The organism is Mesorhizobium sp. B2-3-12 (assembly GCF_006442205.1).
Classification (GTDB): Bacteria; Pseudomonadota; Alphaproteobacteria; order Rhizobiales; family Rhizobiaceae; genus Mesorhizobium.
On the sequence record NZ_VFVR01000014.1, the window covers coordinates 28,963 to 54,208 of the forward strand.

Sequence of the window (25,246 nt, forward strand, 5' to 3'; positions counted from 1 at the left end):
GATGCCGGCAGGCAGATGAGGGGCAGCGCTAACGGATCGATCAAGCCCGCTCGGCCAGCAATTCCTCGCCGCGCTTTTGCCGGATCAGGTTGACGAAGCGGCGGAACAGGTAGTGCGAATCCTGCGGGCCGGGGGAGGCCTCGGGGTGATGCTGGACCGAGAACACCGGACGGCCGGTGAGCGCGATGCCGCAGTTCGAGCCGTCGAACAGCGAGACATGGGTCTCCTCCACGCCCTCGGGCAGCGAGTCGGCATCGACGGCAAAGCCGTGGTTCATGGAGACGATCTCGACCTTGCCCGTGGTGTGATCCTTGACCGGGTGGTTGGCGCCGTGATGGCCCTGATGCATCTTGGCGGTCCTGCCGCCCAGCGCCAGGGCCAGCATCTGATGGCCGAGGCAGATGCCGAACACGGGGATTTCGGTCTTGAGCAAATCCCTGATCACCGGCACGGCATAGTCGCCGGTGGCTTCCGGATCGCCGGGGCCGTTGGAGAGGAAAATGCCGTCCGGCTGCATGGCAAGGATCTCTTCCGAACCGGTGCTGGCCGGAACCACCGTCACCTTGGCGCCGAGGCCGGCAAGCAGGCGCAATATGTTGCGCTTGACGCCATAGTCGATCGCCACGACGTGCAAGGAGGGGTCGCCCTGTTCGCCAAAGCCTTCGTTCCACACCCAGGGCATCTCGCGCCAGACCGAGGACTGGCCCGAGGTGACCTCCTTGGCGAGGTCGAGCCCGATCAGGCCCGACCATGCCGCGGCGCGGCTCTTCAGGTCGGCGAGGTCGAAGACGCCGTCGGGCGCATGCGCGATGACGGCGTTGGGCATGCCCTTTTCGCGGATCAGCGCGGTCAGCGCGCGGGTGTCGATGCCCGAGAGCGCGACGATGCCGCGCTTCTTCAGCCACTGGTCGAGATCGCCGGCTGCGCGATAATTGGACGGGTTGGTGACATCGGCCTTGAACACGGCGCCGACGGCGCCGGCGCGAGAGGCGGGGTTGAGGTCTTCGATGTCCTCGCCATTGGTGCCGATATTGCCGATATGCGGGAAGGTGAAGGTGACGATCTGGCCGGCATAGGACGGGTCGGTGAGGATCTCCTGATAGCCGGTGAGTGCCGTGTTGAAGCAGACTTCGGCGACGGCCGAGCCGGTGGCGCCAAGGCCGCGCCCCTCGATGACGGTGCCGTCTGCCAATACCAGAAGGGCGGTCGGCTTTTCGGTTGCCCAGGGTGGGGTCAGCGCGGGCGTCATCTCGGCCATGGCGGCACTCCTATCAGGCCGCGCGTTGCAACCGGCCCGGTGGGCCATCCGCGCGGCAAACGGCGCGAAGCGGCGAATTCGCGGCCTCCACGCACTCAAGCTTCAGTTCATGCAAGACCCAGTACATAGGGGAAGGGGGCAGGCCGGTCAATGATCATGCGAAATGCGGCTTTGATTTATTTCATCAAGCAAAATCAGAGGCTTGCCTCGTCATATCAGGGTTTGCGTTGGCCTGCCCCGGGCGCTATTGTCCGCGCCGACCGAAGGAGAGAGACCAATGCGCGCAAAAATCGCCGAATCCCTGAAGACCGCGATGAAGGCGCAGGACAAGCACCGGCTACCGACATTGCGGCTGATTCAGGCCGCCATCCACGACCGCGACATCGCCAATCGCGGTGCCGGCAAGGAGCCCGCCAGCGACGAGGAAATCCTGCAGATCCTGGCCAAGATGGTGAAGCAGCGCGAGGAATCGGCCAAGGCATTCGAGGACGGCAAGCGCCCGGAACTGGCCGCGCAGGAGCGCGGCGAGATGGAGATCATCCGCGGCTTCCTGCCGACGCAGCTCGACGATGCGGCGGTCACGGCGGCCGCGCGCGAGGCGATCGCCGCGACCGGAGCCGCCAGCCAGAAGGACATGGGCAAGGTGATCGCCGCGCTGAAGCAGAAATATGCCGGCCAGATGGATTTCGGCAAGGCAAGCGGCATCGTCAAGGGGTTGTTGCAGTAGGGTTTCTACCCTCGCGTCGTCGGCTTCCAACACGGCCCACTCGACGCCAAGCGGAGGCTTGCTGTTAGGCCCGAGGCTCCAGCGCGCGGCGCAAAGCCGGCGCCTCATGCTGGATGTGATCCCACAGACGGTTGGCGATCGGCCCATGCGGCCGGTCGCGGCGGCGCGCCACGACCAATTCATCGGTGCGGCCCGGCAGATGACTGCCGGCAATGGATAATAGCTGTCCGTCGCGCAGCTCTTCCGCGATCAGGAAGTGGGGCAGGTGGCCCCAGCCGAGGCCTTGCAGGATGATTTCCTTCTTCATGGCTTGATCGGGGACCAGACATTGCGGCGCGCCCTCGACCACGAAGTAGTCCTGTCGTGGCGAATGCAGGGCGGTGTCGCGCATCACGCATTGGGTGAATGCCTGCATCTCCTCCAATGTGATCGGTCGTTCGATGCGCGCGGGCAAAAAGCCCGGCGCCACCACGGGAATGAACGGCACCTTGCTGAGGTCGATCCATTCGATCCGCGCGTCGCCCTTGTCGATCCAGTGCAGGATCAGATCGGCTTTGTCGTCGAAAAGGCGCTCCCATGGGCCGCCGACGGCTTCGAAATGGAGATGCAGCCGGGTGCCGGGGCATTGGGCGAAGAAGCGTCCGAGCATGCCCAGCACCTGCGGGCGCGGGCAGAGGTCGCCGACCACGACATGGATTTCGCTTTCCTCGCCCATCGAAAGCTGGGCGGCATGGACGCGCAGGCCGTCCAGTTCGCGCAGCAGCAGCCGCGCGCGCCGCTGGAACGACAGCCCCGCCTCGGTCGCACGCACGCGATAGCCGCTGCGATCCAAAAGGACGAGGTCGAGCTGTCGTTCGAGCCTGGCGACGGCGGCGAACACCGCCGGATGCGAGCGATGCAGCATGGCAGCCGCCGGCTGAAAGCTGCCGGTACGGATGACGGCGTCGAAGCACTGGAGGTCGTGCAAGGTGAATTCGGCCATGTCAACTTTGATTACAGAGATTGTCCTATCTTTGTAATATCACCAAAAACCGGCCACAGCTACGCTTTGCCTCATTCAACGTTCCAAGAGGACATCATCATGAGTGAGCTGAATTTCGTGACAACAGGCGACGGCGCGCGCATCGCCTACCGCTTCGACGGCGACGCCGGAAAACCGGTGTTGGTGCTGTCCAACTCCATCGCCACCACGCTGCACATGTGGGATGGGCAGGTCGACGAGTTGTCCAGGCATTTCCGCGTTCTGCGCTACGATTTTCGCGGCCATGGCGGATCGAGCGTGCCAGTCGGCGCCTATTCGCTCGACCGGCTTGGCCGCGACGTAATCGAACTCATCGATGGGCTCGGCCTTGAACGCGTGCATTTCCTCGGCCTGTCGCTGGGCGGTTTCGTCGGCCAGTGGCTCGGCATCCACGCACCCGAGCGGATCGACCGGCTGATCCTGAGCAACACTTCGTCGCATCTGGCGCCGGCAAGTTACTTCGACGAGCGGATTGCCGTCGTGCGGCAGGCGCCGGACATGTCGGAAACCGCCGAGGTGTTCCTCAACAACTGGTTTCCCGCCCGGATGGTGACGGCCAACGAACCGGTTATCGAGGAATTCCGCGCTATGCTGCTTGCGATCGACCGGCAAGGCCTGGCCGGTCTGTTCGCGGCGGTTCGCGATGCCGACCTTCGCCGCACGGTGGCGTTGATCTCCCGGCCGACGCTGGTGATCGCCGGCGAGCACGACACGGTGACGGCGGCGAGCCACAGCGAGTTGATCGCGGCAACGGTGCCCGGCGCAAAGCTTGTCGTGCTGCCCGCGGTCCACCTGTCGAACGTGGAATATCCCGCCGAGTTCAGGCGGGCCGTGCTCGATTTCCTGCGCTGAGCCGGCGCGGGGGGGCGTGGGCTCACGGCTCCTTGCAGATCGGCAGCGGCTGCGCGGGTGGTGCGGGATGATCCTTCTTGTACTGGGCAATGACCGGCTCGAGGGTCTTTCGCGGCCAGAATTTCGGCGTGCCGATTTCCTTCAGGCAGGATGCGTTCCAATAGGTGCCCGATGAGGAATGGCTGCCCGCGACGGCGGCGATGTCGCGCGATTCAGGGTAGATGTAGAGCGTCGTCGGATTGTCCTTGACCATCGCGATGAGCTGCGCGGCATCGGTCGGCGACCAGCTGGTGCAGCCATTGCTGCGGCCGCCGGCATAGTCCACCAGCTTGCCGAACGGCACCATGCCGTCATGATCGGCGTAGGAACTCTTCGGGCTCTTGCGCAGGCACATGCCGCGCAGCACCTGCGCCGCGTGGCCGCCGATCACGCGCTGCCTTGCGTTGGCGGCCTCGCCTTCGCCGTCGAACTGGATGAAGGTGCGCTGGAAAGCCACGTCCTGTTTCGCCGCGGTGCGATAGAAGCCCTTGAACGAGGTCTTCGCTTCACGGGTCATGTAGGCGCCGCCAGCGGTCAGTTCCGAATCCATGGCATTGCCGAAATTCCTCGCGCAGCGCCTGCCATTTGAAAAGTCCACGGTGCCTTTCAGGTTTCGGCCGCCGCCATGGCCCGACGAAATCGCGCGAAACGACTGGCTGGCTTCGCACACGACATAGTAGCGGCGCCCGAGCACGCCATTGCCGAGATCGCCGGGACGGGTGGCGTCCATGGCGAAGTAGCAGGGGTTCCTGACAGCGCCCTGCGCCACCTTCTTCAGGTAAAGCGCGCGCGCCCGCTCCAGCACCACTTGCGAGATCTGGCCGTCGCCGTCGCCGACATGGGCTTGAAGCCAGGCCGGTACGGCCGACGGCGCGGCAAAGGACCGGGCCGATACCGTCAAGGCCATGACGGCGACGAGGAGACCGAGGAGCGCAACGACACCCAAGGGGACAGATCTCAACCGCACCGGAGCCATTCTCCTGTCGAAGCCGTTTCGTGATTCCCACGGTGAATCACCTGGGGACAATCATAAAATGCCGCGCGCCATCAGGCGAAACACATCTTGTTTAGCGCACGAGCAAGTATGCGCGAAGTGCCCAGGCCAACGCGCGGCCGTCATAGGCCGCCATGCTGGCTCAAGGCTTGCGGCAAGGCTCTCCATCCACGATTTTCGATCCGCCGGGATTGCGCTATGATCTGATTCTGGCGCGGCCCGCGCCTCCTCCCTCCGCCGGGAAAGCATCGTTCATGCGGGGCCATCCAATCATTGAACCGACTGTTCGAGCACATCTGCCAAACCGCCGTGCGGTTTGGCATGGCATAAGGAGGGGTTGCGAAAACTGCTCGCACCAGGAGGTTTTTGCGATGAGGCTATCCGCCCCCGTCTATCATCTGAAGCGCCAGGCCAGGCTGTTGGCTCGTGAGACGAAGATACCGCTCCACCAGGCGCTTGACCGCGTCGCTGCGCAAGAAGGTTTTGCGAGCTGGAGCCTGCTTGCGGCCAAGGCCGCCGAGGCGGGACCCGCCGGCGGATTGTTTGCCCGACTGGCGCCCGGCGACCTCGTGCTGGTCGGCGCGCGTCCGGGGCACGGCAAGACGCTGATGAGCCTCGAACTCGCGGTGGAAGCGATGAAGTCGGGCCACCGTAGCGTGTTCTTCACGCTGGAATATACGCATGCCGACATTCTCGACAGGTTCCGCGCGATCGGGGTCGAGCCGGCCCGGTTCGACCGACTGTTCGAGTTCGACAATTCCGATACCATCAGCGCCGACTACATCGTCGCGCGGTTGGCATTGGCGCCGCGCGGCACGCTGGCGGTCATCGACTATCTGCAACTGCTCGACCAGAAGCGGGCGAATCCGGACCTGGCGCAGCAGGTCCGCACGCTGAAGGCTTTCGCACGCGAGAACGGCGTCATCCTGGTCTTCATCTCGCAGATCGACCGGTCCTACGATCCCGCGGTCAAGCCGGTTCCCGATATCGGCGACATCAGGCTGCCGAACCCGCTCGACCTGTCGCTGTTCAACAAGGCCTGCTTCCTGAACAAGGGCGAGATCCGCTTCCACGCGGCTTGAGCGCCCAGCCGTCCAAGGCTATGCCTGCTTCGTTTTCAGGAAGCATCGACCATGGTCGAGATCGTCAAACCGGCGCTTGAACATCTGCCATCCTACAAGGCGGCGCTCGAACGCGGCTGGTCGCCGGACAATGTGCGGCTGCTGGAAGCGACGCGCGAACAACTCGCGGCCATCGAGGAAGATCCGGCCGCCTTCCTGGCCAGCCTCGATGATACCGAAGCCAAGGGGCCGCCCATCGCCTTGCCGGACGGAACACAGGTGCCGCGCCTGCCGGGATTCCGCCGCTGGATCTGGGACGGCGAGGCCTCGGGCTCGATCGGCTTTCGCTGGCAGAAGGGAACGGCCGAACTGCCATCGCACGTGCTTGGCCATATCGGCTATGCCGTGGTGCCGTGGAAGCGGGGACGCGGCTATGCCACGCAGGCCTTGCGGCTGATGCTGGACGAGGCGAGGGCGATCGGCCTGCCCTATGTCGAGATCACTGCCAAGCCGGGCAATCCGGCCTCCCACAAGGTGATCCTGGCCAATGGCGGCAGGCTGGTCGAACGCTTCTTCGAGGATGCCGCCTATGGCGGAGCGGAAAGCCTGCGGTTCCGGATCGATCTGTAGGCGCTATCGCCTTTGCACCTGATCGTAGAGCCAGCGCGAGAATTGCGGCTGCCGCACCGGCGCGTGGGCGACCTTCTATTCGGCGGCCGGCAGGGGTGGTGTCACGTCGGCACGGCGTTCCCAGACATGCGAGGCAATGGCGACGATGACGGCGACCAGCATGGCAAGGGCGCCAGCAACCGGCAGGCTGCGGTAACCATAGCCGGCATTGAGCATTGCGGCGCCGAGCGACGCGGCCAGCGCGATGCCGATATTGAAGCCGGAAGGGATGAGCGAGGCGGCGAGGCCGGAGGCGTCCGCCGTCCAGGCCAGGATGCGGGTCTGGATCGGGGTGCCGATGGCGAAGTTGAGCCCGCCCCAGACGATGATCGCGACAACCATCGGCAGGGGGTAGGGCATGACGGCATAGATGACGGCCAGCGTCACCGCCTGCAGGGCCAGCATGGTGATCAGCGACGGCATCAATTTCCAGTCCGACAGTTTGCCGCCGAGGAAGACGCCAAGCGTGGCGCCGACGCCGTTGAGCAGCAGTACCCAGGGCACCAGGTTCTCGTCGAGCCCCGTGACGTCCAGCAGCGTCGGGGTGATGTAGGTGAACAGGCAGAACTGGCCGAGCATCAGCATCAGCATCAGGATCAGCGAGGTCCAGACCTGCTGGCGCGCCAGCACGCGGACCTCGCTGGCAAGGCTGGCCGATTTGGCCTGGTATCCGGTGGCGCGCGGCAACAGGGCGGCCATGGCAAGCGTTGCCGCCACGCCCAGCGCGCCCATCACCCAGAACGTCGCGCGCCAGCCCCAGATGTTGCCGATCGCGGTGCCGGCCGGCACGCCGATGACGTTGGAGACGGTGAGGCCCGACAGGATGACGGCGACCGCCCTGCCGCGCTGATCCTCGCGCACCAGGCCGACCGCCACCACCATGGCGACGCCGAAATAGGCGCCATGCGCGACCGCGACGGCAATGCGCAGCAACAGCATGGAGGTGAAGTCGGGCGCCAGCGCGCAGGCCGCCTGGCCGATGGTGAAGGCGACGGCGAGGCCGAGCAGCAAGGTCTTGCGCGGCAGGCGCTTGGTGGCGAGCGCCAGCAGCGGGCCGCCGATGGCGATGCCGCAGGCATAGCCGGAGACGAGATAGCCGGAGGTCGGAACCGAAACGCCGAGCCCTTGCGCCACCTGCGGCAGCACGCCGGCGATGACGAATTCGGTGGTGCCGAACGCGAAAGCGGCAATGAACAGGGCGATGAGCGGCAACGACATGAAAAAGACCCCCGGAATGATGGGCTCAAACCATGGATGGGGACGGCAGGCAATCCAGAAATTTTTGCCGCCGGTTTAGGTTTTATTGAGTGGATGCGGGGCGGTTCTTCCTTCTCCCACAGGGGGAGAAGGGAAAAAGCGGCGCTTGCCTTAGCTCGCCTTCAGCCGCGAGCCGAAGAGCAGGCCGCGCTCTTCCAGCACGGGGTAGGCCATCGACGCCAGCAGCGAGTTGATCTGCTTCAGGTCGCGGATGGTGTCGAGGTGGATCGAGCTGGTCTCGACGCTCCTGGCGGTGCCCTCGCGCAGCCGCACGAAATGGCTGGCACTGGTTTCCTTCTCGCGGTCGCGCAGCTGGTCCTTTTCAAGCACCAGCTGGCGGGCGGTCTCGGGGTCGCGCGACACCAGCACGTTGAAGGCAAGCCGGGCATTGGCCAGCACCGAGGCGTGGAAGGCGCAGAGTTCGCGCCAGCCTTCGGGCGTGAATTCCAGGCCGTGTTCTAGCTTCTTCTTCACATGCACCAGCATGTTGCGCACGATGATGTCGCCCACCTGCTCGAGCTTGACGCAGGCGCCGATCAATTCCTGGCAGCGCAGTGCCTCGTCTTCGGTCAGCGGGTTCTTGGTGACCTTGGCAAGGTAGAGTTTTATGGCCGCGTGCCTGCGGTCGACACGGTCGTCGAGGGCGGCCAGCGCCTTGATCTTGTCGATGTCGGCGCTCTCGTAGAGTTCGATGATGCGCTTGAGCATGATCTCGACCGTCTCGCAGACCCGCACCACTTCGCGCGTGGCGTTGGCCAAGGCCTGGCTCGGCACGTCGAGGGCGCTTTCGTTGAGGGCGGAAAGCTCGACGACGTCGAGCGTGGCGGCCGGCGCCGCCTTGGTGCCGAGCGCCACGATCCTTTCGGAGGCGCGGTAGACGAAACCGGCCAGCGGCAGGCCGGCGAGCAGGATGATGACGTTGAACAGGATGTGGGCGTTGACGATCTGGTCGGCAGCCGTCGCTCCGAGGAACCCGACATGCGGCCGCACGATCATGAACAGGATCAGCATGACCAGCGAGCCCAGCCCGCGCATCAGCAGATTGCCGATCGGCACGACGCGCACGGCGGGCCCGGCCGAGCGGGTCAGCATCGGCGCGATGATCGAGGAGCCGAGATTGACGCCGAGGATGAGCACGACGCCGAGTTCCGGGCTGATCAGGCCGCGGCCGGCCAGCGTCGCCATCAGCAGGACTGCCGCGATGCTCGACTGGAACAGCCAGGTGACCAGCGCCGCCAGCAGATAGGCGGTGATGGAATCGCTGGAGAAATAATTGATGATGACCGGCATGAGCTGGCTGTTGCGCAGCGGCTCCGACGCCTGGCCGATCATCTCCAGCGACAGGATCAGAAGGCCGATGCCGACCAGGATACGGCCGGTCTGGCGCCAGTCGCGCCGCTCGGTGGCCATGAACATCACCGTGCCGGTGATCAGGCAGAGCGGCACCAGGAGCGTGAGGTCGAAGGTCAGGAGCTTGACCACCAAAGCCGAGCCGATCTCGGCGCCACGCACGGCGAGCTGGCCGGCGGCGCCCGAGACGATGCCGGAGCCGGCGAAGGAGCCGACCAGCAAGGTGACGGCGGTGGAGCTTTGCAGGGCGATCGCAAGGCCGGTGCCGGCCAGCACCGCCATGATGGGATTGCGCATGGTGGCGCGCAGGCGATGACGCAGCACGTCGCCATAGGCGCGCTCGACGCCGGTCTTGACCATGCGGGTGGCAAACAGCATCAGCGCGACCGCGCCGGCCAGATGCAGAAGGACGACGGAGCCACTCATCGCGGTGCCTGCATGCGGGCATGGGCAGCGTGGCGACCGGTGGCGAAAGCGAGGGTACGAATCATAGTCATGGCAGCCTTGGAATATAGCCGGAATATTTTAGCCGGATAATAAAAAATTGTCCATTTCAAGGGCAGCCGCAAGGCGACGGCCAGTGTCGGAAATGGACAGGCCGCAACTGATTGCAAGGGCTTGTACGGTCGATCGGCGCGGTCCGCGGCGCTTCGGCGCCATCTTTGCGATGATGTTCAAATCTCTGGAATAAGAAGAGGAAATCATTACGCAATTGTAATGTGAATGTTCAGTTTCAGTTCATCCGCTGGCGGCTATTCCTCGGGCATCGACAACCAAGGAGACTTCCGATGAAACGCATTGTTCTTTCCGCTCTCGCTTTCTCGATGCTGGCCGCCACCTCGCTCACCGGCCAGGCCGCGCCGATGAATGCGCCGGTCGCGTCGCAGTCGAACTACACCAAGGTCGACTGGCAGAAGCCCGGCGACCACAGGGATGTGAAGAAGCGTGTCTTCAAGAAGAAGGTCGTGGTGAAGCGCAACCATTGGCGCAATGGCCAGAAATATTCCAACTGGAAGCGCCACCAGCCGATCCGCGACTATGGCCGCTACGGCCTGCACCGCCCCGGCCGTGGCCAGGAATGGATTCGCGTCGGCAATGACTATGTGCTGGTCGGCATCCTCTCCGGCGTCATCTTCGGCGCGCTTGCCGCGCAGTAAGCACTGACGAGCGCCGGCATCTCGCTGGCCTTTCATAAGGAGGCGGCTCGCAGGCCGCCTTCTTGGCGCTGGTGACGTCGGCGCAAATCTGGAACCTGACCGATCGAGCCGCGAAGGGTTGTATCTTGTATAGTTACGGGATACATTGGTGGTCATGATTGTCGGGTTTCGGCACAAGGGCCTCGAAGCCTTTTTCCAAACGGGCTCGACACGAGGAATTCAGGCCGCGCATGCTGGCAAGCTCGGCCGTATCCTTGCTCTGCTCGACGTGGCCGCCGGCCCTCAGGACCTGAACATACCCGCCTTCAGACTGCATCCGCTCAAAGGCGAGTTGAAAGGACATTGGTCGATGTGGGTCAACGGCAATTGGCGCGTAACCTTTCGGTTCGCGGGAGCCAATGTCGAATTGGTTGACTACCAGGACTACCACTGACGGACAGAGATGATGATGATGATGAAGAACCCTCCTCACCCTGGTGAACTGCTCCGCGAAGACGTGCTTGCGCCGTTGGAACTGTCGGTGAAGGACGCTGCCGAACGTCTTGGCATGTCGCGCGTGGCGCTTTCGCGTGTCCTCAATGGTCGCGCGGCAATCAGTCCGAACCTCGCCGTCCGATTGGAGATGGCAGGCGTCAGTACCGCCCGTGCCTGGCTGTCAATGCAGACCAATTACGATCTGGCTCAGGCGATGAGACACGAACAGCCGGCTGTGCGCACGTTACGCAAGGATGCCGCATAAGATCGCGCCTCTGTTGAGATATGGCCGCGACCGCTTTTGTTGCCCCTGTGGAAACCGGGCATCGTCCGCATTAGGGGTCGTCTGAAATCGCGGGCATGATTATATGGTGGCGAAACGAGTTGCCATATGCGCTTTCCACCCGCCTTCCTCGATGAGATACGCGACCGTGTGCCGATTTCCTCGGTCATCGGCCAGCGCGTCGCGTGGGACCGCAAGAAGACCAATGCGTCGCGCGGCGACTATTGGGCCTGCTGTCCGTTCCATGGCGAGAAGAGCCCGTCCTTCCACTGCGAGGACAAGAAGGGGCGCTACCACTGTTTCGGCTGCTCGGTCTCGGGCGATCATTTCAAGTTCCTCACCGAACTCGAGGGGTTGAGCTTTCCCGAGGCGGTCGAGAAGATCGCCGACATGGCCGGCGTGCCGATGCCGGTCCGCGACGCGCAGGAGGAGCGGCGCGAGAAGGAACGCGCCAGCCTGACCGATGTCATGGAGATGGCGACCGTCTTCTTCCAGGAACGCCTGCAAGGTCCCGAGGGCGCCAAGGCCCGCGCCTATCTCAGGGATCGTGGGCTGACGCCGGCGACACAGCAGTCGTTCCGGCTCGGCTTCGCGCCCGACAGCCGCAATGCGCTGAAGGAGCATCTGGCGGCCAAGGGCGTGCCGAAAGCCGATATCGAAGCCTGCGGCCTGGTGCGCCATGGCGACGACATTCCGGTCTCCTATGACTGGTTCCGCGACCGCATCATGTTCCCGATCCCGGATTCGCGCGGCAAGATCATCGCCTTCGGCGGTCGCGCGCTAGCGCCCGATGCGCTCGCCAAATACATGAACTCGCCCGATACCGAGCTCTTCCACAAGGGCAATGTGCTCTACAATTTCGCCCGCGCCCGCAAGGCGCTGGCGAAAGGCGGCACGGTGATCGCGGTCGAAGGCTACATGGACGTGATCGCGCTGGCGCAGGCCGGTTTCGAGAACGTCGTGGCGCCGCTTGGCACCGCGCTCACCGAAAACCAGCTCGAACTTCTGTGGCGCATGGCGCCGGAGCCGATGCTGTGCTTCGACGGCGACAAGGCCGGGCTGAAGGCGGCATGGCGGGCAGCCGACCTGGCACTGCCTTCGGTCCAGGCCGGACGCTCGGCGCGCTTCGCGCTGCTGCCGGAAGGCAAGGACCCCGACGACCTGGTCAAGGCCGAGGGGCCGGACGCCTTCCGCGCCGTACTGGCCGACGCGCGGCCGCTGGTCGATCTGCTCTGGATGCGCGAGACGGCGGGCGGCGTCTTCGACACGCCGGAACGGCGGGCGGAACTTGGAAAGACGCTGCGCGAACTCGCCAGCCGCATCCGCGACGAAAGCACGCGCTATCACTACCAGCAGGAAATGCGCGAACGCGAAAAGAGCTTCTTCGGCTCGCAGCGCGATACGCGGCAAGGGCGCCAGGACTGGAAACCGGGACAGCAGGGCAAGGCAGCCGCACCCGGCGGCCAATTCGCGAAGCCTGGCGGCGGCCGCATGGCGATCACCGAAAGCCTCGGCCAGTCGGCGCTGGTCAGGCGCGGCGAGGGAATGTCGGTGCGCGAGGCGACCATCATCGTCGCATTGGTCAACCATCCGGCGCTGATCGACGAGAATTTCGCTCATGTCGAGTTTCTCGACCTCGCCAATTCCGACCTGACGCGGCTGCACGCCGCGATCCTCGATGCGATGGCGCACGACATGGCCAATGACCGGCACGCGGTGGTGGCGACGATCGAGCGTGCCGGCTGCGCCGAAATCTGGGAGCGCGCCGTCGGCCTGATCAAGCGGGCGCGGCAGTGGCCTGCGCTGGAAACGGCGGCGCTCGAGGATGCCCGCGACGCGCTCAACCAGGCGCTGCACTTGCAGCGCAGCGCGCGCACCTTACATAAGGAGCTGAAACAGGCGGAAGCGGCGCTCGAGGCGGATCCTTCGGACGAAAACTTCCGCCATCTGATCGAAATTCAGGCGCAATTTCAGGATGTACAAGCGACGGAAGCGCTGATCGAAGGATTCGGCGTATCGTCGGGCAGGGCCGGGCGAGCCTAGTGCAACTGCGTACAGAAATGAAGGCGCCGCCACGCTTCCCTTGGGGGCGAGGCGCGCTAAGTCGGGTAATTGATTCGCTTTTTTCATGCGAATCATGCCAGTGGCGCTTGACCTTCGGACAGAATGGCGGAATCAGGACGATTCGAAACGTTAACCCGCACCCGCGTCGACGGGAAACAAGCGATGCAAGGGACTTGATCACTGGACAGGCGGCCCGGCTGCCACAGATATCAGGGTTAATCTGGACTTAATGTATGCCGCCCAAGAGTGGAACCGGTTTTGGGGCAACGGCATGCAGCAAACAAAAGAGTGGATGCAGTTCATAGGCCGGGTGAAGCGCGTTTAGAAAAACGGGCGTATCCGATTTGACTGGTCCGACAGCTTGAGCGGCCCCGATGGCCGGCCGCTAGGAGAAGATAAAGACTATGGCGACAAAGGAAAAGGAAGAGGTCGAGACCGAACGCGAAGGCGCCACCGATGGGCCCCTGCTCGACCTTTCCGATGATGCTGTCAAGAAGATGATCAAGGCCGCCAAGAAGCGCGGCTATGTCACCATGGACGAGCTGAATTCGGTGCTGCCTTCCGAGGAAGTGACCTCCGAGCAGATCGAAGACACGATGGCGATGCTGTCCGACATGGGCATCAATGTCGTCGAGGACGACGAGCAGGGCGAAGAGACCGAGGCCGGCGACACCGCCGCCGATGCCGAGGAAGACGCCAACGAGCTGGCCGAGCAGACCGGCACCGCCGTCGCGGCCACCACCACCAAGAAAGAGCCGACCGACCGCACGGACGATCCGGTGCGCATGTATCTGCGCGAAATGGGCTCGGTGGAGCTTTTGTCGCGCGAAGGCGAAATCGCCATCGCCAAGCGCATCGAGGCCGGCCGCGAGACGATGATCGCGGGCCTGTGCGAAAGCCCGCTGACCTTCCAGGCCATCATCATCTGGCGCGACGAGCTCAACGAATCCAAGATCCTGCTGCGCGAGATCATCGATCTCGAAGCCACCTATGCCGGCCCCGAAGCCAAGCAGGCGCCGGTGGTCGAACGCGTCGAGGAAGCGCCCAAGGCCGAGGAAAAGCCGCGTCGCGGACGCGACGATGAAGACGACATCACCAATGTCGGCGCCGATACGCGCGGCATTGGCGACGACGACGAGGAAGACGAGGACGAGGCGAGCCTGTCGCTGGCGGCGATGGAAGCGGAACTCCGCCCGCAGGTGATGGAGACGCTCGACGTCATCGCCGACACCTACAAGAAGCTGCGCAAGCTGCAGGACCAGCAGGTCGAGAACAGGCTTGCCGCCGCCGGCACGCTGTCGCCCAGCCAGGACCGCCGGCTGAAGGAGCTGAAGGACCAGCTGATCAAGGCGGTGAAGTCGCTGTCGCTCAACACCGCGCGCATCGAGGCGCTGGTCGAGCAGCTCTACGACATCAACAAGCGCCTGGTGCAGAACGAGGGCAAGCTCCTGCGGCTGGCCGAAAGCTACGGCGTGCGTCGTGAGGAGTTCCTGAAGGAATATCAGGGATCCGAGCTCGATCCGAACTGGACGCGCTCGATCGCCAACCTGACCTCGCGCGGCTGGAAGGAATTCACCAAGAATGAGAAGGATGCGATCAAGGACCTGCGCGCCGAGATCCAGCACCTGGCCACCGAAACGGCGATCTCGATCCTGGAATTCCGCAAGATCGTCAACCAGGTGCAGAAGGGCGAGCGCGAAGCCGCGATCGCCAAGAAGGAAATGGTCGAGGCCAATCTACGCCTCGTCATCTCCATCGCCAAGAAATACACCAATCGCGGCCTGCAGTTCCTCGACCTGATCCAGGAAGGCAATATCGGCCTGATGAAGGCGGTCGACAAATTCGAATACCGCCGCGGCTACAAGTTCTCGACCTACGCGACATGGTGGATCCGGCAGGCGATCACGCGTTCGATCGCCGACCAGGCGCGCACCATCCGCATCCCTGTGCACATGATCGAGACGATCAACAAGATCGTGCGCACCTCGCGCCAGATGCTGCACGAGATCGGCCGCGAGCCGACGCCGGAGGAACTGGCCGAAAAGCTCGCCATGCCGCTCGAAAAAGTGCGCAAGGTCTTGAAGATCGCCAAGGAGCCGATCTCGCTCGAAACGCCGGTCGGCGACGAGGAGGATTCGCACCTCGGTGATTTCATCGAGGACAAGATGGCGATCCTGCCGATCGACGCGGCGATCCAGGCCAATCTGCGCGAGACGACCACGCGCGTTCTGGCCTCGCTGACGCCGCGCGAGGAGCGCGTTCTGCGCATGCGCTTCGGCATCGGCATGAACACCGACCACACGCTGGAAGAGGTCGGCCAGCAGTTCTCGGTCACCCGGGAGCGTATCCGCCAGATCGAAGCCAAGGCGCTGCGCAAGCTCAAGCATCCGAGCCGTTCGCGCAAGCTGCGCAGCTTCCTGGACAGCTGAGTTCGTTTTTGTGACGAAGAGTCAAGGGCGCCGGTTGGCGCCCTTTTTCGTTTCTGGCGTCAAAGCAACGGCACGTTCAGCCGCGTCCCCTTGACGATGATCCCGCCCCGGTCGCCAATCTCGATCGAGCCGTAACGCTGCCGGAAGCAGTCCGGCAGCGGGCGGTCGCCGGGGATCGAGAGCCATAGACGCAGCATGTGACGCCGCTTGGCCGTTTCAGGCCAATCGCGAAAACCCATACGGTCGTGCAGCAGCGAATGATTGTAGACGAACTGCATGTCGCCCGGCCGCAGCCGCATCGACAGGTTCAGCCGGGGAACATTGGCAAGGCTGTCGAAGAGGTCCAGTGCCTCGACATGGGCTGGAGTGAGGCGCATCGCATCGGGAAAGCGTTGCGCGCTGTCGATGTACTGGCGCTGGTAGATACCGGTCAGCAGCCCGGCATGCCAGTTGAGCACCGGGATTTCGAAATAGGGTTTCTCGCCCTCGGGTATTTCGCCGCGCCGGTCGGTGGCGATCGGATCAAACAGCAGGCGGGCGAGATCCGGCCGGCTTTCGCGCATCTCATTGTAGATCGTCACCGTGCTGACCAGCAGGGACTCGCCGCCTTGCATGGCGTCTTGCAGGCAGAGCAGACCGACGACATCGGCGGAATCGGTGTGAAACGTCTGGCGCTCCGCCGTCTGGTAGATGCGGGTGGCGGCGTCCCTGGCGTTGGCGCCGATGTCGCGGATATGGCCGAGGACGTGGCCCTGGGCATTCTGCGAGCGGGCGCTTCCCAGATGGGCGCCCACACCGCAGAAGATGGTTGCCGCCATCTCGGCGGAATATCTTTCGACCGGCAGACCGCGCAGAACCTCGAAGCCGATGCCAGCGATCAGTTTTTCGCGAAGGGCGGCAAGATGGCCGGCCAGACGGGGCAAGGGGAAATCCGCCTTGGTCAGGCCGCCGATATCGCGCGAGCCGGCAAGAAAGCCGGCCGCGGCGGCTTCCAACTCCGCCACGTCCTGCGGCTCCAGTTCGACAAGCCATCGTTCAGGGTGCCTTGCCATGTCCTCGCCGGTCCAGGCGGCGGGACTGTCGATCTGTTGCGGCGGCAGGTCCGTTGTCTCGCGCATGAGGTTCTCCGGCTGGCTGGCCTCGAACGTTTTGCCGGGCTGAGGCCACGACGGAGATTGCCGCAATCAAGCTGTGTTTTAAACTGGCTTCAATTGGCCGTTCCCTCATGGTGCCGGCGCGGTAGTGCTTGCGGGACGTTGGCAGCGGGAGGATAATCCGATGTCGGATGCATTTTCGGGCGACAACCCGGAAGCCGCCCCGGTCGAGGCCGTGTCGACAGATCCACGGCCTGAGCGCCGTCCTCCGTGGCCCCGGAGGGAGGTGTGCCATGACAAGCTACATCGTGCTGATGAGCTGGACGGAGCAGCGCGCCAAGAATGTGCGCGAGTCACCCAAGCGGCTCGATGCCGCCAGGAAGCAACTGGGCGAGATGGGCGGATCGTTCAAGGCGCTCTACCTGACCATGGGTGAATACGACATGGTGGCGGTGGTCGAGGCGCCCGACGACGCGGTGCTGGCACGTTTCTCACTGATGCTCGCTGCTTCCGGCAACATCAGGACGCGGACGATGAAGGCCTTCCCCGAATTCGCCTACCGCGAGATCATCACTTCGCTTGGATGATGCAAATCGGCGGCGTTTCCGGACCTTGCCGCTTATGGCATCTTGCCGCAAGACGGATCTGCGTCATGAGCTAGGGAGAACCGCGATGAGAAATGTCTCGATATTGGCCATCAGCCTCGCCGCGTTCTCCTGGACCCAGGCCGATGCCGGTCCGCCAAAACAGCTCGGCATGGCCAATCCGGCATCGGTCCATTGCGGTGCGATCGGCGGCCGCTTCGTGGTCAGGAGGGACAAGGCCGGCAACGAATACGGGTTTTGCCGCCTGCCCAACGGACGGCTGTGCGAGGAGTGGGCGCTGTTTCGCGACAACAAATGCATCGGGCCAAAGGCCGCGATGCGCGGCAAGTGATTGATGGCAGGGCAGGGCCAATGCTGACCGTCTGGTACAACACCCGCTGTCCGGTCTGCGATGCCGGCATCGGCAGGCAGAAGCGGCGGCTGATCGCGGCGGTCAAGGCCGGGCGGGTCGAGTTCCGCGACATCAACCTGGAGCCGGATGCGCTGTCGTTGCACGGCGCCTCGCTCGAGGACATCCGCCGCCGGCTGCATGCGACCGATGCCAAGGGTGGAGTCCTCGTTGGCGCCGATGTCGCGATCGCCGTCTGGCGGATCACGCCGGGCGAGGGCTGGCTGGCTAGCCTGTTCGGCAATCGGCTCATGCTGCCGCTGACCCGCCTTGCCTATGATCGCTTCGCCGATCTCCTCTACGGCTGGAACCGGCGCAAGGGCCGCTGGTAGCGGTGACATGAGAAGGCCCGGAGAATCCCCGGGCCTCTGATCGCTGGTTCTACCGCCTCGCTGGCTCACACAGCACCCCGACGATGCGGCGCACCATCGGCAGCACCAAGATCAGCGTCGGAAACGCCACCAGCCAGGACAAGCCCCAGGCGGTCATCCAGATGGAGGGCAGGTCCGGGTCGAAGCCAAGGCTTTTCAACGTCGAGATGAATGAGACGATGAAGGTCATCAGCAGCGACAGCACCAGTGGGGTGAGGATCGCGGCATAGCGCGCGGGCAGCTTCCCGCGCCGAGGTCTTGCAGCCATTTGTGGAGTTTCCCTGAAGCATCCGGTCTCTCGCATGTGGCATCCGTTCGCCGATTTCGGCGAAATTGCCCGGAGGACCGGGAGTGGATGCGTTGCTTGACGTCAGACGCTTACGGAGCGGTCATTGACCCTCTAGCGCCTTCTAGCCGCGCGTTCCGGCGAAAGCAAGCCTCTAGCGCGACATTTAGATACATCGTAAGATATATCTTGACTCGGCGATCGGGTACGCCTAATTAAGATATATCGTAAGATAGAACTCAAGGAGCAATCAAATGCACAAGCACAATTTTGGGCACAATCATTCCGGCCATCATCATTTCGGCGAGCGCATGTTCATGCACATGGCCGGTAAATTCGGCGGCAGGGGGGGCGGCGGTTACGGTCCGTTCGGGGGCAGGGGCGGTGGTGGTCGCGGCGGCCCAGGCGACTTCTTTCGCGCCGGGCGCATGCTGGCCGACGGCGACCTCAAGCTGATCACCCTGTCGCTGCTGGCCGAGGCGCCGCGCCATGGCTACGACATCATCAAGGCGCTGGAAGAGCGCACCAGCGGCATCTACAGCCCGAGCCCAGGCGTGGTCTACCCGACGCTGACCTTCCTGGAAGAGGCCGGCTATGCCGTCTCGTCGAGCGAAGGCAACAAGAAGGTGTTTTCGATCACCGAGGCGGGCCAGGCGCATCTGGCCGACAACCGAGACATGATCGACGGCGTGCTCGAACACCTCGAACGCTTCGGCCGCAAGATGGCCAAGGCGCGCGACTGGTTCGGCTGGAACGATGATGGCGAGGACCGTCGCGGCGGCCGGGGCGGGCGTGGCGAGCGTTCGGAAACGCGTGACGAATTCCGCGCCGTCCGCCACCGGTTGCGCGCGGCGCTCGGCGACATCGTCGATGCCCCGGCCGAAAAGCAGGCCGAGGCGATCGCTATTCTCGAAGCTGCCGCCGAAGCGCTGGAAGCGCTGACACATCGCTGAGACCCGGCAAGAGCGGGGTTCCTCGCCCCACTTTGCGCCAGGGGAGGTCAAGCATGTTTGATCGGCGTGAGGCTTGATTGCCAAGGTGGTTCCCCCAATCCGTCGCTGCTTTGCAGCGCCACCTTTCCCTCCTCCGGAGGGAAAGGAAGGGAGCCTTACTGGATAAGCGTCGATCACAAAAAAACCTGGCGCCTTCCTCTCCCCCGTCGATCGGGGGAGAGGTGGCTCGGCGAAGCCGAGACGGAGTGGGGGTCGATCAGCTCAGCACGCGCCAGGCTGCCGCGCGCGGCAAAAAAAGCTCGGCTATCGGGCTTTTCCCGTCAGGCCATGCCGGCATCATTCCTTGCCGACATATTCGCTGATCAGCTTTTCGTTCCGCGCCTTTTCGATCTTGGCGGTGGTTTCGGCCGAGATGCGTTCGTCGGTGCGATATTTGACCAGGTTCACCAGGCTGCCGGTGAGCAGCAGGATGCCCATGCCCCAGTAGCCTTTGGTCGACAGGTCGACCGGCGCCAGCCACAGCGACAGGCCGAGCATGAAATAGGCTGCGCCAACCGAGATGGTGTTGAACATGATGTAGGTCTGATTGCCGTTCATTGTCGTGTTCCCTTGATCGGATCGAAGTTGGATTTGATAGGGTTGTGGTCAGGTCCAAAAATCTTCAGTTGATGGTCTTCAGGCGTTCCAGCACGTCCCTGGCACGCACCTTCACCGCCGGGCCGTGTCCAGCGTCGGCAAGGCGGTCGCGGATCGCATCGTGACGCAGCTCGCCGTCGATCTCGTCGAGAATGCCGGCCTCCTCGAACGGGTCGCTGGCGCCCTTGATGCGGGCCAGAAGCTCCTCGGCGTCGTTGAGGCTCGCCGAATGGCCAATCGACCTGACGAGGCGTGACTGCGCCTTGCGCTCGGCATCGATGGCGCGGGCCGAGATCATGCCCTGGTTGAGGTCGATGATGCGGCGGTGCGCCCGCTCCACCGAAACGCGCATCCGCAGGGTTTTTTCGCCGAGGCTTTGCACTGTGGCGCGGCGAACCTCGCGCTCATTTTCGAGTTCGGCGATGGCCGCGGCCCCGCTTTCGGCAAGTCCGCCATTGCCGGCGGCCAGCGCGCTCAGCGTGCGTGTCTCTAGGTCGGCGTGGCGGCTGTCGAGCTGGTCGAGACCGGCCTGCTCGGCACGCTGGCGCACGATCAGTGAGGCAAGTGTCTGCTTGGCGGCGGCAAGTCCCGCCTCGGCGTCGCGGATACGCTGGGCCAGAAGGTCGATGGCGAAGCGATCCTTGAGGCCGTCCTCGGCCCGTGCGCTGGCGCCGTCGAGCAATGTCCTGATCAGGCTAAGCATGGTTCTTCTCCCTTCGAATTTTCCCGTGAACAATGTTCACGAAGCCAACATATCAGTAAATGAACATTGTTCAAGGATTTTTTTGAACGCTGTTCACGTTGTCCTGGATATGGTAGACGAAAGGGCGTCGGGTCGGAGCGGCAGGCCATTCGCAAGGGCATATCCAGAAGGAAAAGCATGGCACTGGACAGGGAAGAGACGGGCGAGCGTGTGCTGGCCATCGCGGAAGCGTTGCTCAACGAAGGCGGCATGGACAATCTGAAGGCCAGGACCATCGCCGAGCAGGCGGGCATCTCGGTCGGCTCGGTTTACAATCTGTTTTCCGATCTCGACGGTGTGCACCGCGCCGTCAACATGCGCCTGCTCGACCGGCTGGGTGTCGCGGGGGCGGCGGCGATGGCCGATCTCGGCCGGCGCGGCATCACCGACGTGCGCCAACGCCTGCTGGCACTGGCCGGCGCCTATGTGCGCTTCGTCGAGGCGCATCCCGGCAGCTGGCCGGCGCTGCTTGCCTTCAACAGGCGGCGTCCGGTGCTGACCGAGCCCGATGTCTATGAGGCGCGGCTCGACCAGCTGTTCGAGATCATCGCCAGCGTCCTTGCCGATGGCGGCTTCGATCTGGACGAGGACACGCGCCGGATCGCGGCGCGAACCCTCTGGTCAAGCGTACACGGCATCGTCACCAGCGGCTATGCGGCCAGGTCCGTGCGCCGGCAGGGGGACGAGATCGACCAGCAGATCGCGCTCCTGGTCTCCGTCTTCATCAGGGGGCTGGAACGCGGCGGCACATTCGCGCATGCTGGGAAAACAACGCCGTGAATCGCCTGGGAAGGCGATCACAGGCGACAAGGAGATTTGAGCGATGTCTTTTCTGAAACGTCTTTTCGGCGGCGGTGGCGGCGAAGCGGCCGAGCCTGCAAGTGCCGCGCCCGCCAAGCAGGTCGAGCACAAGGGCTTCACGATCAGCGCCACGCCCTACAAGACCGACGGCCAGTATCAGACCTGCGGCATCGTCTCCAAGGAGGTCGATGGCGTGGTGAGGGAGCACAAATTCATCCGCGCCGACCGTTTCGCCGGGCTGGACGACGCCGTCGACATTTCGATCAAGAAAGGCATCCAGCTCGTCGACGAGCAGGGCGAGCGGATTTTCGGGTAGGGCTGCCGCTCCCCGCGAGCGCGGAAGTCTCGAGCACTCCGCTTGAAGCGCTCGAGATCCCTGGCCGCCGTGAGGCGAGTCTTACCCGCGCTTTTGGATGACGGCGTATAGCACGTTGCGGTTTTCGCCGAAGAACACCTGGGCCTCGACGGTGTTGCGGTCTACGCTGGCGTTGACGATGTTCCACATGTCGACTTCGGACCGCAGCAGCAGCACCCAGTCCATGAAGGTCTCGCGATATCCCGCGTCGGGATTGCCTTCGGCATAGTTCGCAAACAGGAACGTCCCGTTCGGCTTCAACATCTGCAGGCAGGTTTTCGTGAGTTTCACGGCGACGTTGTGCTGAAGGTAGTCGTAGAGGCCGGAGGCGTAGATGAGGTCGAACTTGCCAAGCTTGTGGCTCCGCGTGAGAACGGTTCGCACCGAGCCGTCGACGGCTTCGACCGCCGTGCCCCGGAAGTCGCGCGCGATCAGCCCGACGCTCTGGGGGTCCTGATCGAGCGCAACCCAACGCTTGAGGCGGCCTTCCGCCAACGCGGCCGAACGGTTGGCTTCGCGCAAATGGCCGGCCGCGATCGCCAGCACCTCGGTTTGCGGGCCATTCCTGTCCGCGGCCTCATCGACGTAACGGGTCAAAAGATCGCGCCGCTCCCGGGCCGCGACGCAGGACGGCACGTCCTGGGTGTAGCGATAGAGGGCCTTGCCGAGCTCCGATGCATTTGCCACGCTTTCGGCCACGTGCGGGTCGCAATAGATGTAGTCGAGCAGCTCCGCGTCGCCGGAATAACCCCTGGGCTTGGTGAAGGACCACCGGGTCAGCGGGTCTTCCAGAAAGTACTGCATGATCGGGTGGCCCTGCGCCACCGGTATCAAGGCCTGCCAGACGTCCGGATGAAGCCTGCCATGCAACGCTTCGAGAAACGACATCAGCCGACGAATGATCTCGGCGGGGGCTTTTCCCTGTTCGATTTGCTGGTGTGTCGTGTGGAGAACGAGCGCAAGCTCGACGCGAGCGGTTTCGAACGCTTCGCCATGATGCTCGGGCTTTCCCCGACGCAGCCCCCCCGCGATCGTCTCGGCGGTAATCAGACTCTGGCCATCGAAGATGGTTTGCACACCGGAACTCCATAGTTAACAGTCAGTTAACTTATTGCCTAGAATGCCCGTTTTGCCAACGTCGGCCCGGGGGCATTTTATCAGTATGATTAATTTCCCGGTAACCATCTTGGATCGTTGGGCTTTTCCCGGCGCGAATTCCGGGTTCGAGTTAACGGAAACTTGTTTCGAGCGACTGCATGATCAGGGCAGCGTCGCGATCCCTGTCGCGTCCCAAGGGAGTCAGCCCGCGTGGGGGCAGAGGCGAGAAATGAGGTCCGCATACAGGATCCCCGGCAAACGGGGTTTGTCCTCATGAACGAACGCGTGTCATCCGGATCGGCTGATATCGCGCATGTGGAACCGTTCGAACAACGTCACGAACCGGGGGCCGACGAGCTTCGCAGCCTCTTCCAGAAGGAAGTTCAGGCGGTGCGGAGAAAGGAAGCCAGGCCAGGGCTTTGGATCGCCGTCGCCATCTATCTCCTGTTTTCGGCAACGGATCTGCTGCTGATCCCCGACGTGGCGGTCTATACGATCACGGCGCGCTTCGTGGTTGGGGTGACCGCGCTCCTGACCCTGGAAGCACAGCTGCGCCGGGGAGCGGCCACGGGCTGGCTCGACGTGACCTGCGCCGCTGCGATCATCTTCGGCTATATCGGCTGGTTGTGTCCGGCCATGGGCGGCGCGGACCGGGAAAGCGTCGCATACTATATGGTTTTCGGCACCATTTTCATGATGAGTGCCAATCTGTTTTTTACCTTCAGCTTCAGGGTTTCCATTGTCACCTCCACGATAATTTTGTGCATCTTGTACGTCGTCAACTACTTTGTGCCCGCATCGCTGACGTACAAGATGGTGTTTGGCACCTTCTACGTCTCGTGCTTCACGTTCACGTCCTATGTGAACTGGAAGCTGAACGAAGAGCGCTACAACGTCTTCCTCAACGCGCTGGAAGCCAAGATCCAGCACAATGAGGCAACCGAGCGTGGCCGGGCCTTGCTCAGACTGTCGCGGACGGATCCGCTGACAGGTCTGGAGAACCGGCGGGCGATCGACGAGAAGCTGCGCGACTACTGGAGCGATTGGCAAAAGCTTGGCAACGGTTTCGCGGCGATCCTCATCGATGTCGACTTCTTCAAGAAGTTCAACGACTGCTATGGCCATCAGGAGGGCGACCGCTGCCTCATCCAGGTCGCCAATGCGCTCAGCGAGATGATCAAGCAGTATGATGGGTCCATCGGCCGCTATGGCGGTGAGGAATTCATCGTGCTCGCGCGCATCGACAAGAAAGACCAGGTCGCGGATCTCGCCGAGGCCGTTTGCCGCACGGTCGAGAGCCTGGCCATCGCGCACGAGCTGCGGCGCGATGGCATTTCGATCGTGACGGCAAGCGTGGGCGCGGCATTCACCAGGAAGCAGACCGCCGCCAAGCTGGAAAAGATCATCCACGAAGCCGATCGGGCGCTCTATCTGGCGAAAGCCAGCGGTCGAAACTGTGCGCGGCTGTTCGATCCGACCGACCCCCAGAGCAGCGACGAGAGCGAGAACCTCGCGGCTTTGCTGAAGATCGCGATCGGCCAGAACCTGGTTTCGCTCGTCTATCAACCCATCCAGGACGTCGCGTCGGGCAAGTTCGAGGCCGTGGAGGCGCTGATGCGCCTGAAAATGCTGGACGGCACCCTGGTTCCGCCGAGCCTGTTCATTCCCGTCGCGGAACGGACCGGCGCCATCCTCGAACTCGGGCGTTGGGCGATAAGGACCGTATGCGCCGAGCTCCTGGCGCGGGATCATGTGCGCGTCGTCAGCGTCAACGTCTCGCCGATCCAGCTCAAGACGCCCGGTTTCGCGACATCGGTCGCAACCATTCTGGGAGAGACCGGGGTGACCGGCAACAGGCTGGCCTTCGAGATCACCGAAGGCCTGGAGATGGAGATGCACTCCGACATCCTGCGCTGCATCAGCGATCTGAAGCTGCTCGGCATCAGGATCTGGCTCGATGATTTCGGGACGGGCTTCGCCGGCCTTTCATGGCTTCGTCTCATCGATTTCGATACCGTCAAGATCGACCGCTCGTTTCTCCATGACTGCGGCACTCCCAAGGGCATGGCAATGCTGCAGGACATCATCGCGCTGGTCAGAAATCGCGGTCACAAAATCCTTGTCGAAGGGGTGGAGACCGAAGAGCAGATGGCCCTCATGCGCCAATTCGGCATCGACAAGGTCCAGGGCTTTCATGTCGGCCGCCCGGCTCCGGCCGCTAGCTTCCAGGGCAAGCGGGCCATTCAAAAACGGCCCTTCACGATCCTCAAGTCGGCGTGACG

The 25,246-nt window shown here is 63.5% G+C and carries 26 protein-coding genes; 16 read left to right on the plus strand and 10 right to left on the minus strand.

Features of this window, described 5'->3' with window-relative positions:
* Nucleotides 1-40: 40 nt before the first annotated feature.
* Nucleotides 41-1,258: a glutamine-hydrolyzing carbamoyl-phosphate synthase small subunit gene (carA, locus tag FJ948_RS27210; RefSeq protein ID WP_140709916.1), complete on the minus strand. Its 1,218-nt coding sequence runs from the start codon at nt 1,256-1,258 to the stop codon at nt 41-43.
* Between the two features lie 277 nt (nt 1,259-1,535).
* On the opposite strand from carA, the gene FJ948_RS27215 reads away from it, so the two are divergent.
* Complete coding sequence (locus FJ948_RS27215) at nt 1,536-1,985, plus strand: GatB/YqeY domain-containing protein (RefSeq protein WP_023781512.1); 450 nt, start codon at nt 1,536-1,538, stop codon at nt 1,983-1,985.
* 64 nt (nt 1,986-2,049) lie between these two features.
* On the opposite strand, the gene FJ948_RS27220 is transcribed toward FJ948_RS27215, so the two are convergent.
* Entirely contained in the window at nt 2,050-2,967 is a 918-nt protein-coding gene (locus FJ948_RS27220) for a LysR family transcriptional regulator (RefSeq protein ID WP_140709918.1), read from the minus strand.
* Nucleotides 2,968-3,066: 99 nt separating this feature from the next.
* On the opposite strand from FJ948_RS27220, the gene FJ948_RS27225 reads away from it, so the two are divergent.
* A complete protein-coding gene (locus FJ948_RS27225) occupies nt 3,067-3,858 on the plus strand; it encodes an alpha/beta fold hydrolase (protein ID WP_140709920.1) in 792 nt (263 codons plus the stop codon).
* 22 nt (nt 3,859-3,880) lie between these two features.
* Here FJ948_RS27225 and FJ948_RS27230 read toward each other — a convergent pair whose 3' ends face one another.
* Nucleotides 3,881-4,864 carry a hypothetical protein gene (locus FJ948_RS27230; protein WP_140709922.1) on the minus strand — a complete coding sequence of 328 codons (984 nt, stop codon included), beginning with the start codon at nt 4,862-4,864 and terminating at the stop codon, nt 3,881-3,883.
* Between the two features lie 398 nt (nt 4,865-5,262).
* Between FJ948_RS27230 and FJ948_RS27235 the strand changes: the two genes are divergently transcribed.
* Entirely contained in the window at nt 5,263-5,973 is a 711-nt protein-coding gene (locus FJ948_RS27235; protein WP_140709924.1) for a DNA helicase, read from the plus strand.
* 51 nt (nt 5,974-6,024) lie between these two features.
* Nucleotides 6,025-6,582: a GNAT family N-acetyltransferase gene (locus tag FJ948_RS27240; RefSeq protein ID WP_140709926.1), complete on the plus strand. Its 558-nt coding sequence runs from the start codon at nt 6,025-6,027 to the stop codon at nt 6,580-6,582.
* Nucleotides 6,583-6,657: 75 nt separating this feature from the next.
* On the opposite strand, the gene FJ948_RS27245 is transcribed toward FJ948_RS27240, so the two are convergent.
* Nucleotides 6,658-7,839, minus strand: coding sequence for an MFS transporter (locus FJ948_RS27245; RefSeq protein WP_140709928.1), 1,182 nt, complete (start codon nt 7,837-7,839; stop codon nt 6,658-6,660).
* A 150-nt stretch (nt 7,840-7,989) separates the two neighbouring features.
* A complete protein-coding gene (locus FJ948_RS27250; protein WP_140709930.1) occupies nt 7,990-9,654 on the minus strand; it encodes a Na/Pi cotransporter family protein in 1,665 nt (554 codons plus the stop codon).
* A gap of 362 nt (nt 9,655-10,016) precedes the next feature.
* Here FJ948_RS27250 and FJ948_RS27255 point away from each other — a divergent pair, with 362 nt between their 5' ends.
* The 5 genes from FJ948_RS27255 to rpoD all read left to right on the plus strand — a co-directional run bounded on the left by FJ948_RS27255 (nt 10,017) and on the right by rpoD (nt 15,635).
* The gene (locus tag FJ948_RS27255; RefSeq protein ID WP_140709932.1) at nt 10,017-10,385 is read left to right on the plus strand and encodes an RcnB family protein; all 369 of its coding nucleotides are present in this window, start codon (nt 10,017-10,019) and stop codon (nt 10,383-10,385) included.
* A gap of 154 nt (nt 10,386-10,539) precedes the next feature.
* Nucleotides 10,540-10,818, plus strand: a complete 279-nt coding sequence (locus FJ948_RS27260) for a type II toxin-antitoxin system RelE/ParE family toxin (protein ID WP_140710039.1) — start codon at nt 10,540-10,542, stop codon at nt 10,816-10,818.
* Nucleotides 10,819-10,836: 18 nt separating this feature from the next.
* Nucleotides 10,837-11,124, plus strand: a complete 288-nt coding sequence (locus tag FJ948_RS27265) for a HigA family addiction module antitoxin (RefSeq protein WP_140710041.1) — start codon at nt 10,837-10,839, stop codon at nt 11,122-11,124.
* 126 nt (nt 11,125-11,250) lie between these two features.
* On the plus strand, nt 11,251-13,185 hold the full coding sequence (gene dnaG, locus FJ948_RS27270; protein ID WP_140709934.1) for a DNA primase: 1,935 nt from the start codon (nt 11,251-11,253) through the stop codon (nt 13,183-13,185).
* A 425-nt stretch (nt 13,186-13,610) separates the two neighbouring features.
* Nucleotides 13,611-15,635, plus strand: a complete 2,025-nt coding sequence (gene rpoD / locus FJ948_RS27275) for an RNA polymerase sigma factor RpoD (protein WP_140709936.1) — start codon at nt 13,611-13,613, stop codon at nt 15,633-15,635.
* A 59-nt stretch (nt 15,636-15,694) separates the two neighbouring features.
* Here the strand turns inward: rpoD and FJ948_RS27280 are convergent, their stop codons facing one another.
* A complete protein-coding gene (locus tag FJ948_RS27280) occupies nt 15,695-16,753 on the minus strand; it encodes a TauD/TfdA family dioxygenase (protein ID WP_140709938.1) in 1,059 nt (352 codons plus the stop codon).
* 269 nt (nt 16,754-17,022) lie between these two features.
* Between FJ948_RS27280 and FJ948_RS27285 the strand changes: the two genes are divergently transcribed.
* From FJ948_RS27285 to FJ948_RS27295, 3 genes are all read left to right on the plus strand, one after another.
* Nucleotides 17,023-17,316: a GYD domain-containing protein gene (locus tag FJ948_RS27285; RefSeq protein ID WP_140709940.1), complete on the plus strand. Its 294-nt coding sequence runs from the start codon at nt 17,023-17,025 to the stop codon at nt 17,314-17,316.
* A gap of 85 nt (nt 17,317-17,401) precedes the next feature.
* Nucleotides 17,402-17,665, plus strand: coding sequence for a DUF333 domain-containing protein (locus tag FJ948_RS27290; RefSeq protein WP_140709942.1), 264 nt, complete (start codon nt 17,402-17,404; stop codon nt 17,663-17,665).
* Between the two features lie 20 nt (nt 17,666-17,685).
* Nucleotides 17,686-18,054, plus strand: a complete 369-nt coding sequence (locus FJ948_RS27295) for a DCC1-like thiol-disulfide oxidoreductase family protein (protein ID WP_140709944.1) — start codon at nt 17,686-17,688, stop codon at nt 18,052-18,054.
* 49 nt (nt 18,055-18,103) lie between these two features.
* Here the strand turns inward: FJ948_RS27295 and FJ948_RS27300 are convergent, their stop codons facing one another.
* Complete coding sequence (locus tag FJ948_RS27300; RefSeq protein WP_140709946.1) at nt 18,104-18,361, minus strand: DUF2798 domain-containing protein; 258 nt, start codon at nt 18,359-18,361, stop codon at nt 18,104-18,106.
* Between the two features lie 272 nt (nt 18,362-18,633).
* On the opposite strand from FJ948_RS27300, the gene FJ948_RS27305 reads away from it, so the two are divergent.
* Nucleotides 18,634-19,332: a PadR family transcriptional regulator gene (locus tag FJ948_RS27305; protein ID WP_140709948.1), complete on the plus strand. Its 699-nt coding sequence runs from the start codon at nt 18,634-18,636 to the stop codon at nt 19,330-19,332.
* Between the two features lie 336 nt (nt 19,333-19,668).
* Here FJ948_RS27305 and FJ948_RS27310 read toward each other — a convergent pair whose 3' ends face one another.
* Together FJ948_RS27310 and FJ948_RS27315 are read right to left on the minus strand one after the other, a co-directional pair.
* Nucleotides 19,669-19,929 (minus strand): YiaA/YiaB family inner membrane protein, encoded by a 261-nt coding sequence (locus tag FJ948_RS27310; protein WP_135898198.1) that lies wholly within the window; start codon nt 19,927-19,929, stop codon nt 19,669-19,671.
* 64 nt (nt 19,930-19,993) lie between these two features.
* The gene (locus FJ948_RS27315; protein ID WP_140709950.1) at nt 19,994-20,671 is read right to left on the minus strand and encodes a PspA/IM30 family protein; all 678 of its coding nucleotides are present in this window, start codon (nt 20,669-20,671) and stop codon (nt 19,994-19,996) included.
* Nucleotides 20,672-20,848: 177 nt separating this feature from the next.
* Between FJ948_RS27315 and FJ948_RS27320 the strand changes: the two genes are divergently transcribed.
* Nucleotides 20,849-21,490, plus strand: a complete 642-nt coding sequence (locus FJ948_RS27320) for a TetR/AcrR family transcriptional regulator (protein WP_140709952.1) — start codon at nt 20,849-20,851, stop codon at nt 21,488-21,490.
* Nucleotides 21,491-21,533: 43 nt separating this feature from the next.
* The gene (locus FJ948_RS27325) at nt 21,534-21,827 is read left to right on the plus strand and encodes an HlyU family transcriptional regulator (protein ID WP_140709954.1); all 294 of its coding nucleotides are present in this window, start codon (nt 21,534-21,536) and stop codon (nt 21,825-21,827) included.
* A gap of 81 nt (nt 21,828-21,908) precedes the next feature.
* On the opposite strand, the gene FJ948_RS27330 is transcribed toward FJ948_RS27325, so the two are convergent.
* Nucleotides 21,909-22,943 (minus strand): class I SAM-dependent methyltransferase, encoded by a 1,035-nt coding sequence (locus FJ948_RS27330; protein WP_140709956.1) that lies wholly within the window; start codon nt 22,941-22,943, stop codon nt 21,909-21,911.
* A gap of 294 nt (nt 22,944-23,237) precedes the next feature.
* Between FJ948_RS27330 and FJ948_RS27335 the strand changes: the two genes are divergently transcribed.
* The gene (locus FJ948_RS27335) at nt 23,238-25,244 is read left to right on the plus strand and encodes an EAL domain-containing protein (RefSeq protein WP_140709958.1); all 2,007 of its coding nucleotides are present in this window, start codon (nt 23,238-23,240) and stop codon (nt 25,242-25,244) included.
* Nucleotides 25,245-25,246: the final 2 nt, after the last annotated feature.

Coding starts and splice junctions, on each gene's coding strand:
- FJ948_RS27280 (WP_140709938.1), bottom strand. CDS start 16,753: ATGCGCGAGACAACGGACCTGCCGCCGCAACAGATCGACAGTCCCGCC.
- FJ948_RS27260 (WP_140710039.1), top strand. CDS start 10,540: ATGATTGTCGGGTTTCGGCACAAGGGCCTCGAAGCCTTTTTCCAAACG.
- FJ948_RS27300 (WP_140709946.1), bottom strand. CDS start 18,361: ATGGCTGCAAGACCTCGGCGCGGGAAGCTGCCCGCGCGCTATGCCGCG.
- FJ948_RS27255 (WP_140709932.1), top strand. CDS start 10,017: ATGAAACGCATTGTTCTTTCCGCTCTCGCTTTCTCGATGCTGGCCGCC.
- FJ948_RS27285 (WP_140709940.1), top strand. CDS start 17,023: ATGACAAGCTACATCGTGCTGATGAGCTGGACGGAGCAGCGCGCCAAG.
- FJ948_RS27335 (WP_140709958.1), top strand. CDS start 23,238: ATGAACGAACGCGTGTCATCCGGATCGGCTGATATCGCGCATGTGGAA.
- FJ948_RS27315 (WP_140709950.1), bottom strand. CDS start 20,671: ATGCTTAGCCTGATCAGGACATTGCTCGACGGCGCCAGCGCACGGGCC.
- FJ948_RS27235 (WP_140709924.1), top strand. CDS start 5,263: ATGAGGCTATCCGCCCCCGTCTATCATCTGAAGCGCCAGGCCAGGCTG.
- FJ948_RS27305 (WP_140709948.1), top strand. CDS start 18,634: ATGCACAAGCACAATTTTGGGCACAATCATTCCGGCCATCATCATTTC.
- FJ948_RS27245 (WP_140709928.1), bottom strand. CDS start 7,839: ATGTCGTTGCCGCTCATCGCCCTGTTCATTGCCGCTTTCGCGTTCGGC.
- FJ948_RS27265 (WP_140710041.1), top strand. CDS start 10,837: ATGATGAAGAACCCTCCTCACCCTGGTGAACTGCTCCGCGAAGACGTG.
- FJ948_RS27295 (WP_140709944.1), top strand. CDS start 17,686: ATGCTGACCGTCTGGTACAACACCCGCTGTCCGGTCTGCGATGCCGGC.
- FJ948_RS27250 (WP_140709930.1), bottom strand. CDS start 9,654: ATGAGTGGCTCCGTCGTCCTTCTGCATCTGGCCGGCGCGGTCGCGCTG.
- FJ948_RS27215 (WP_023781512.1), top strand. CDS start 1,536: ATGCGCGCAAAAATCGCCGAATCCCTGAAGACCGCGATGAAGGCGCAG.
- carA (WP_140709916.1), bottom strand. CDS start 1,258: ATGGCCGAGATGACGCCCGCGCTGACCCCACCCTGGGCAACCGAAAAG.
- FJ948_RS27320 (WP_140709952.1), top strand. CDS start 20,849: ATGGCACTGGACAGGGAAGAGACGGGCGAGCGTGTGCTGGCCATCGCG.
- FJ948_RS27225 (WP_140709920.1), top strand. CDS start 3,067: ATGAGTGAGCTGAATTTCGTGACAACAGGCGACGGCGCGCGCATCGCC.
- FJ948_RS27220 (WP_140709918.1), bottom strand. CDS start 2,967: ATGGCCGAATTCACCTTGCACGACCTCCAGTGCTTCGACGCCGTCATC.
- FJ948_RS27310 (WP_135898198.1), bottom strand. CDS start 19,929: ATGAACGGCAATCAGACCTACATCATGTTCAACACCATCTCGGTTGGC.
- FJ948_RS27325 (WP_140709954.1), top strand. CDS start 21,534: ATGTCTTTTCTGAAACGTCTTTTCGGCGGCGGTGGCGGCGAAGCGGCC.
- FJ948_RS27240 (WP_140709926.1), top strand. CDS start 6,025: ATGGTCGAGATCGTCAAACCGGCGCTTGAACATCTGCCATCCTACAAG.
- dnaG (WP_140709934.1), top strand. CDS start 11,251: ATGCGCTTTCCACCCGCCTTCCTCGATGAGATACGCGACCGTGTGCCG.
- FJ948_RS27290 (WP_140709942.1), top strand. CDS start 17,402: ATGAGAAATGTCTCGATATTGGCCATCAGCCTCGCCGCGTTCTCCTGG.
- rpoD (WP_140709936.1), top strand. CDS start 13,611: ATGGCGACAAAGGAAAAGGAAGAGGTCGAGACCGAACGCGAAGGCGCC.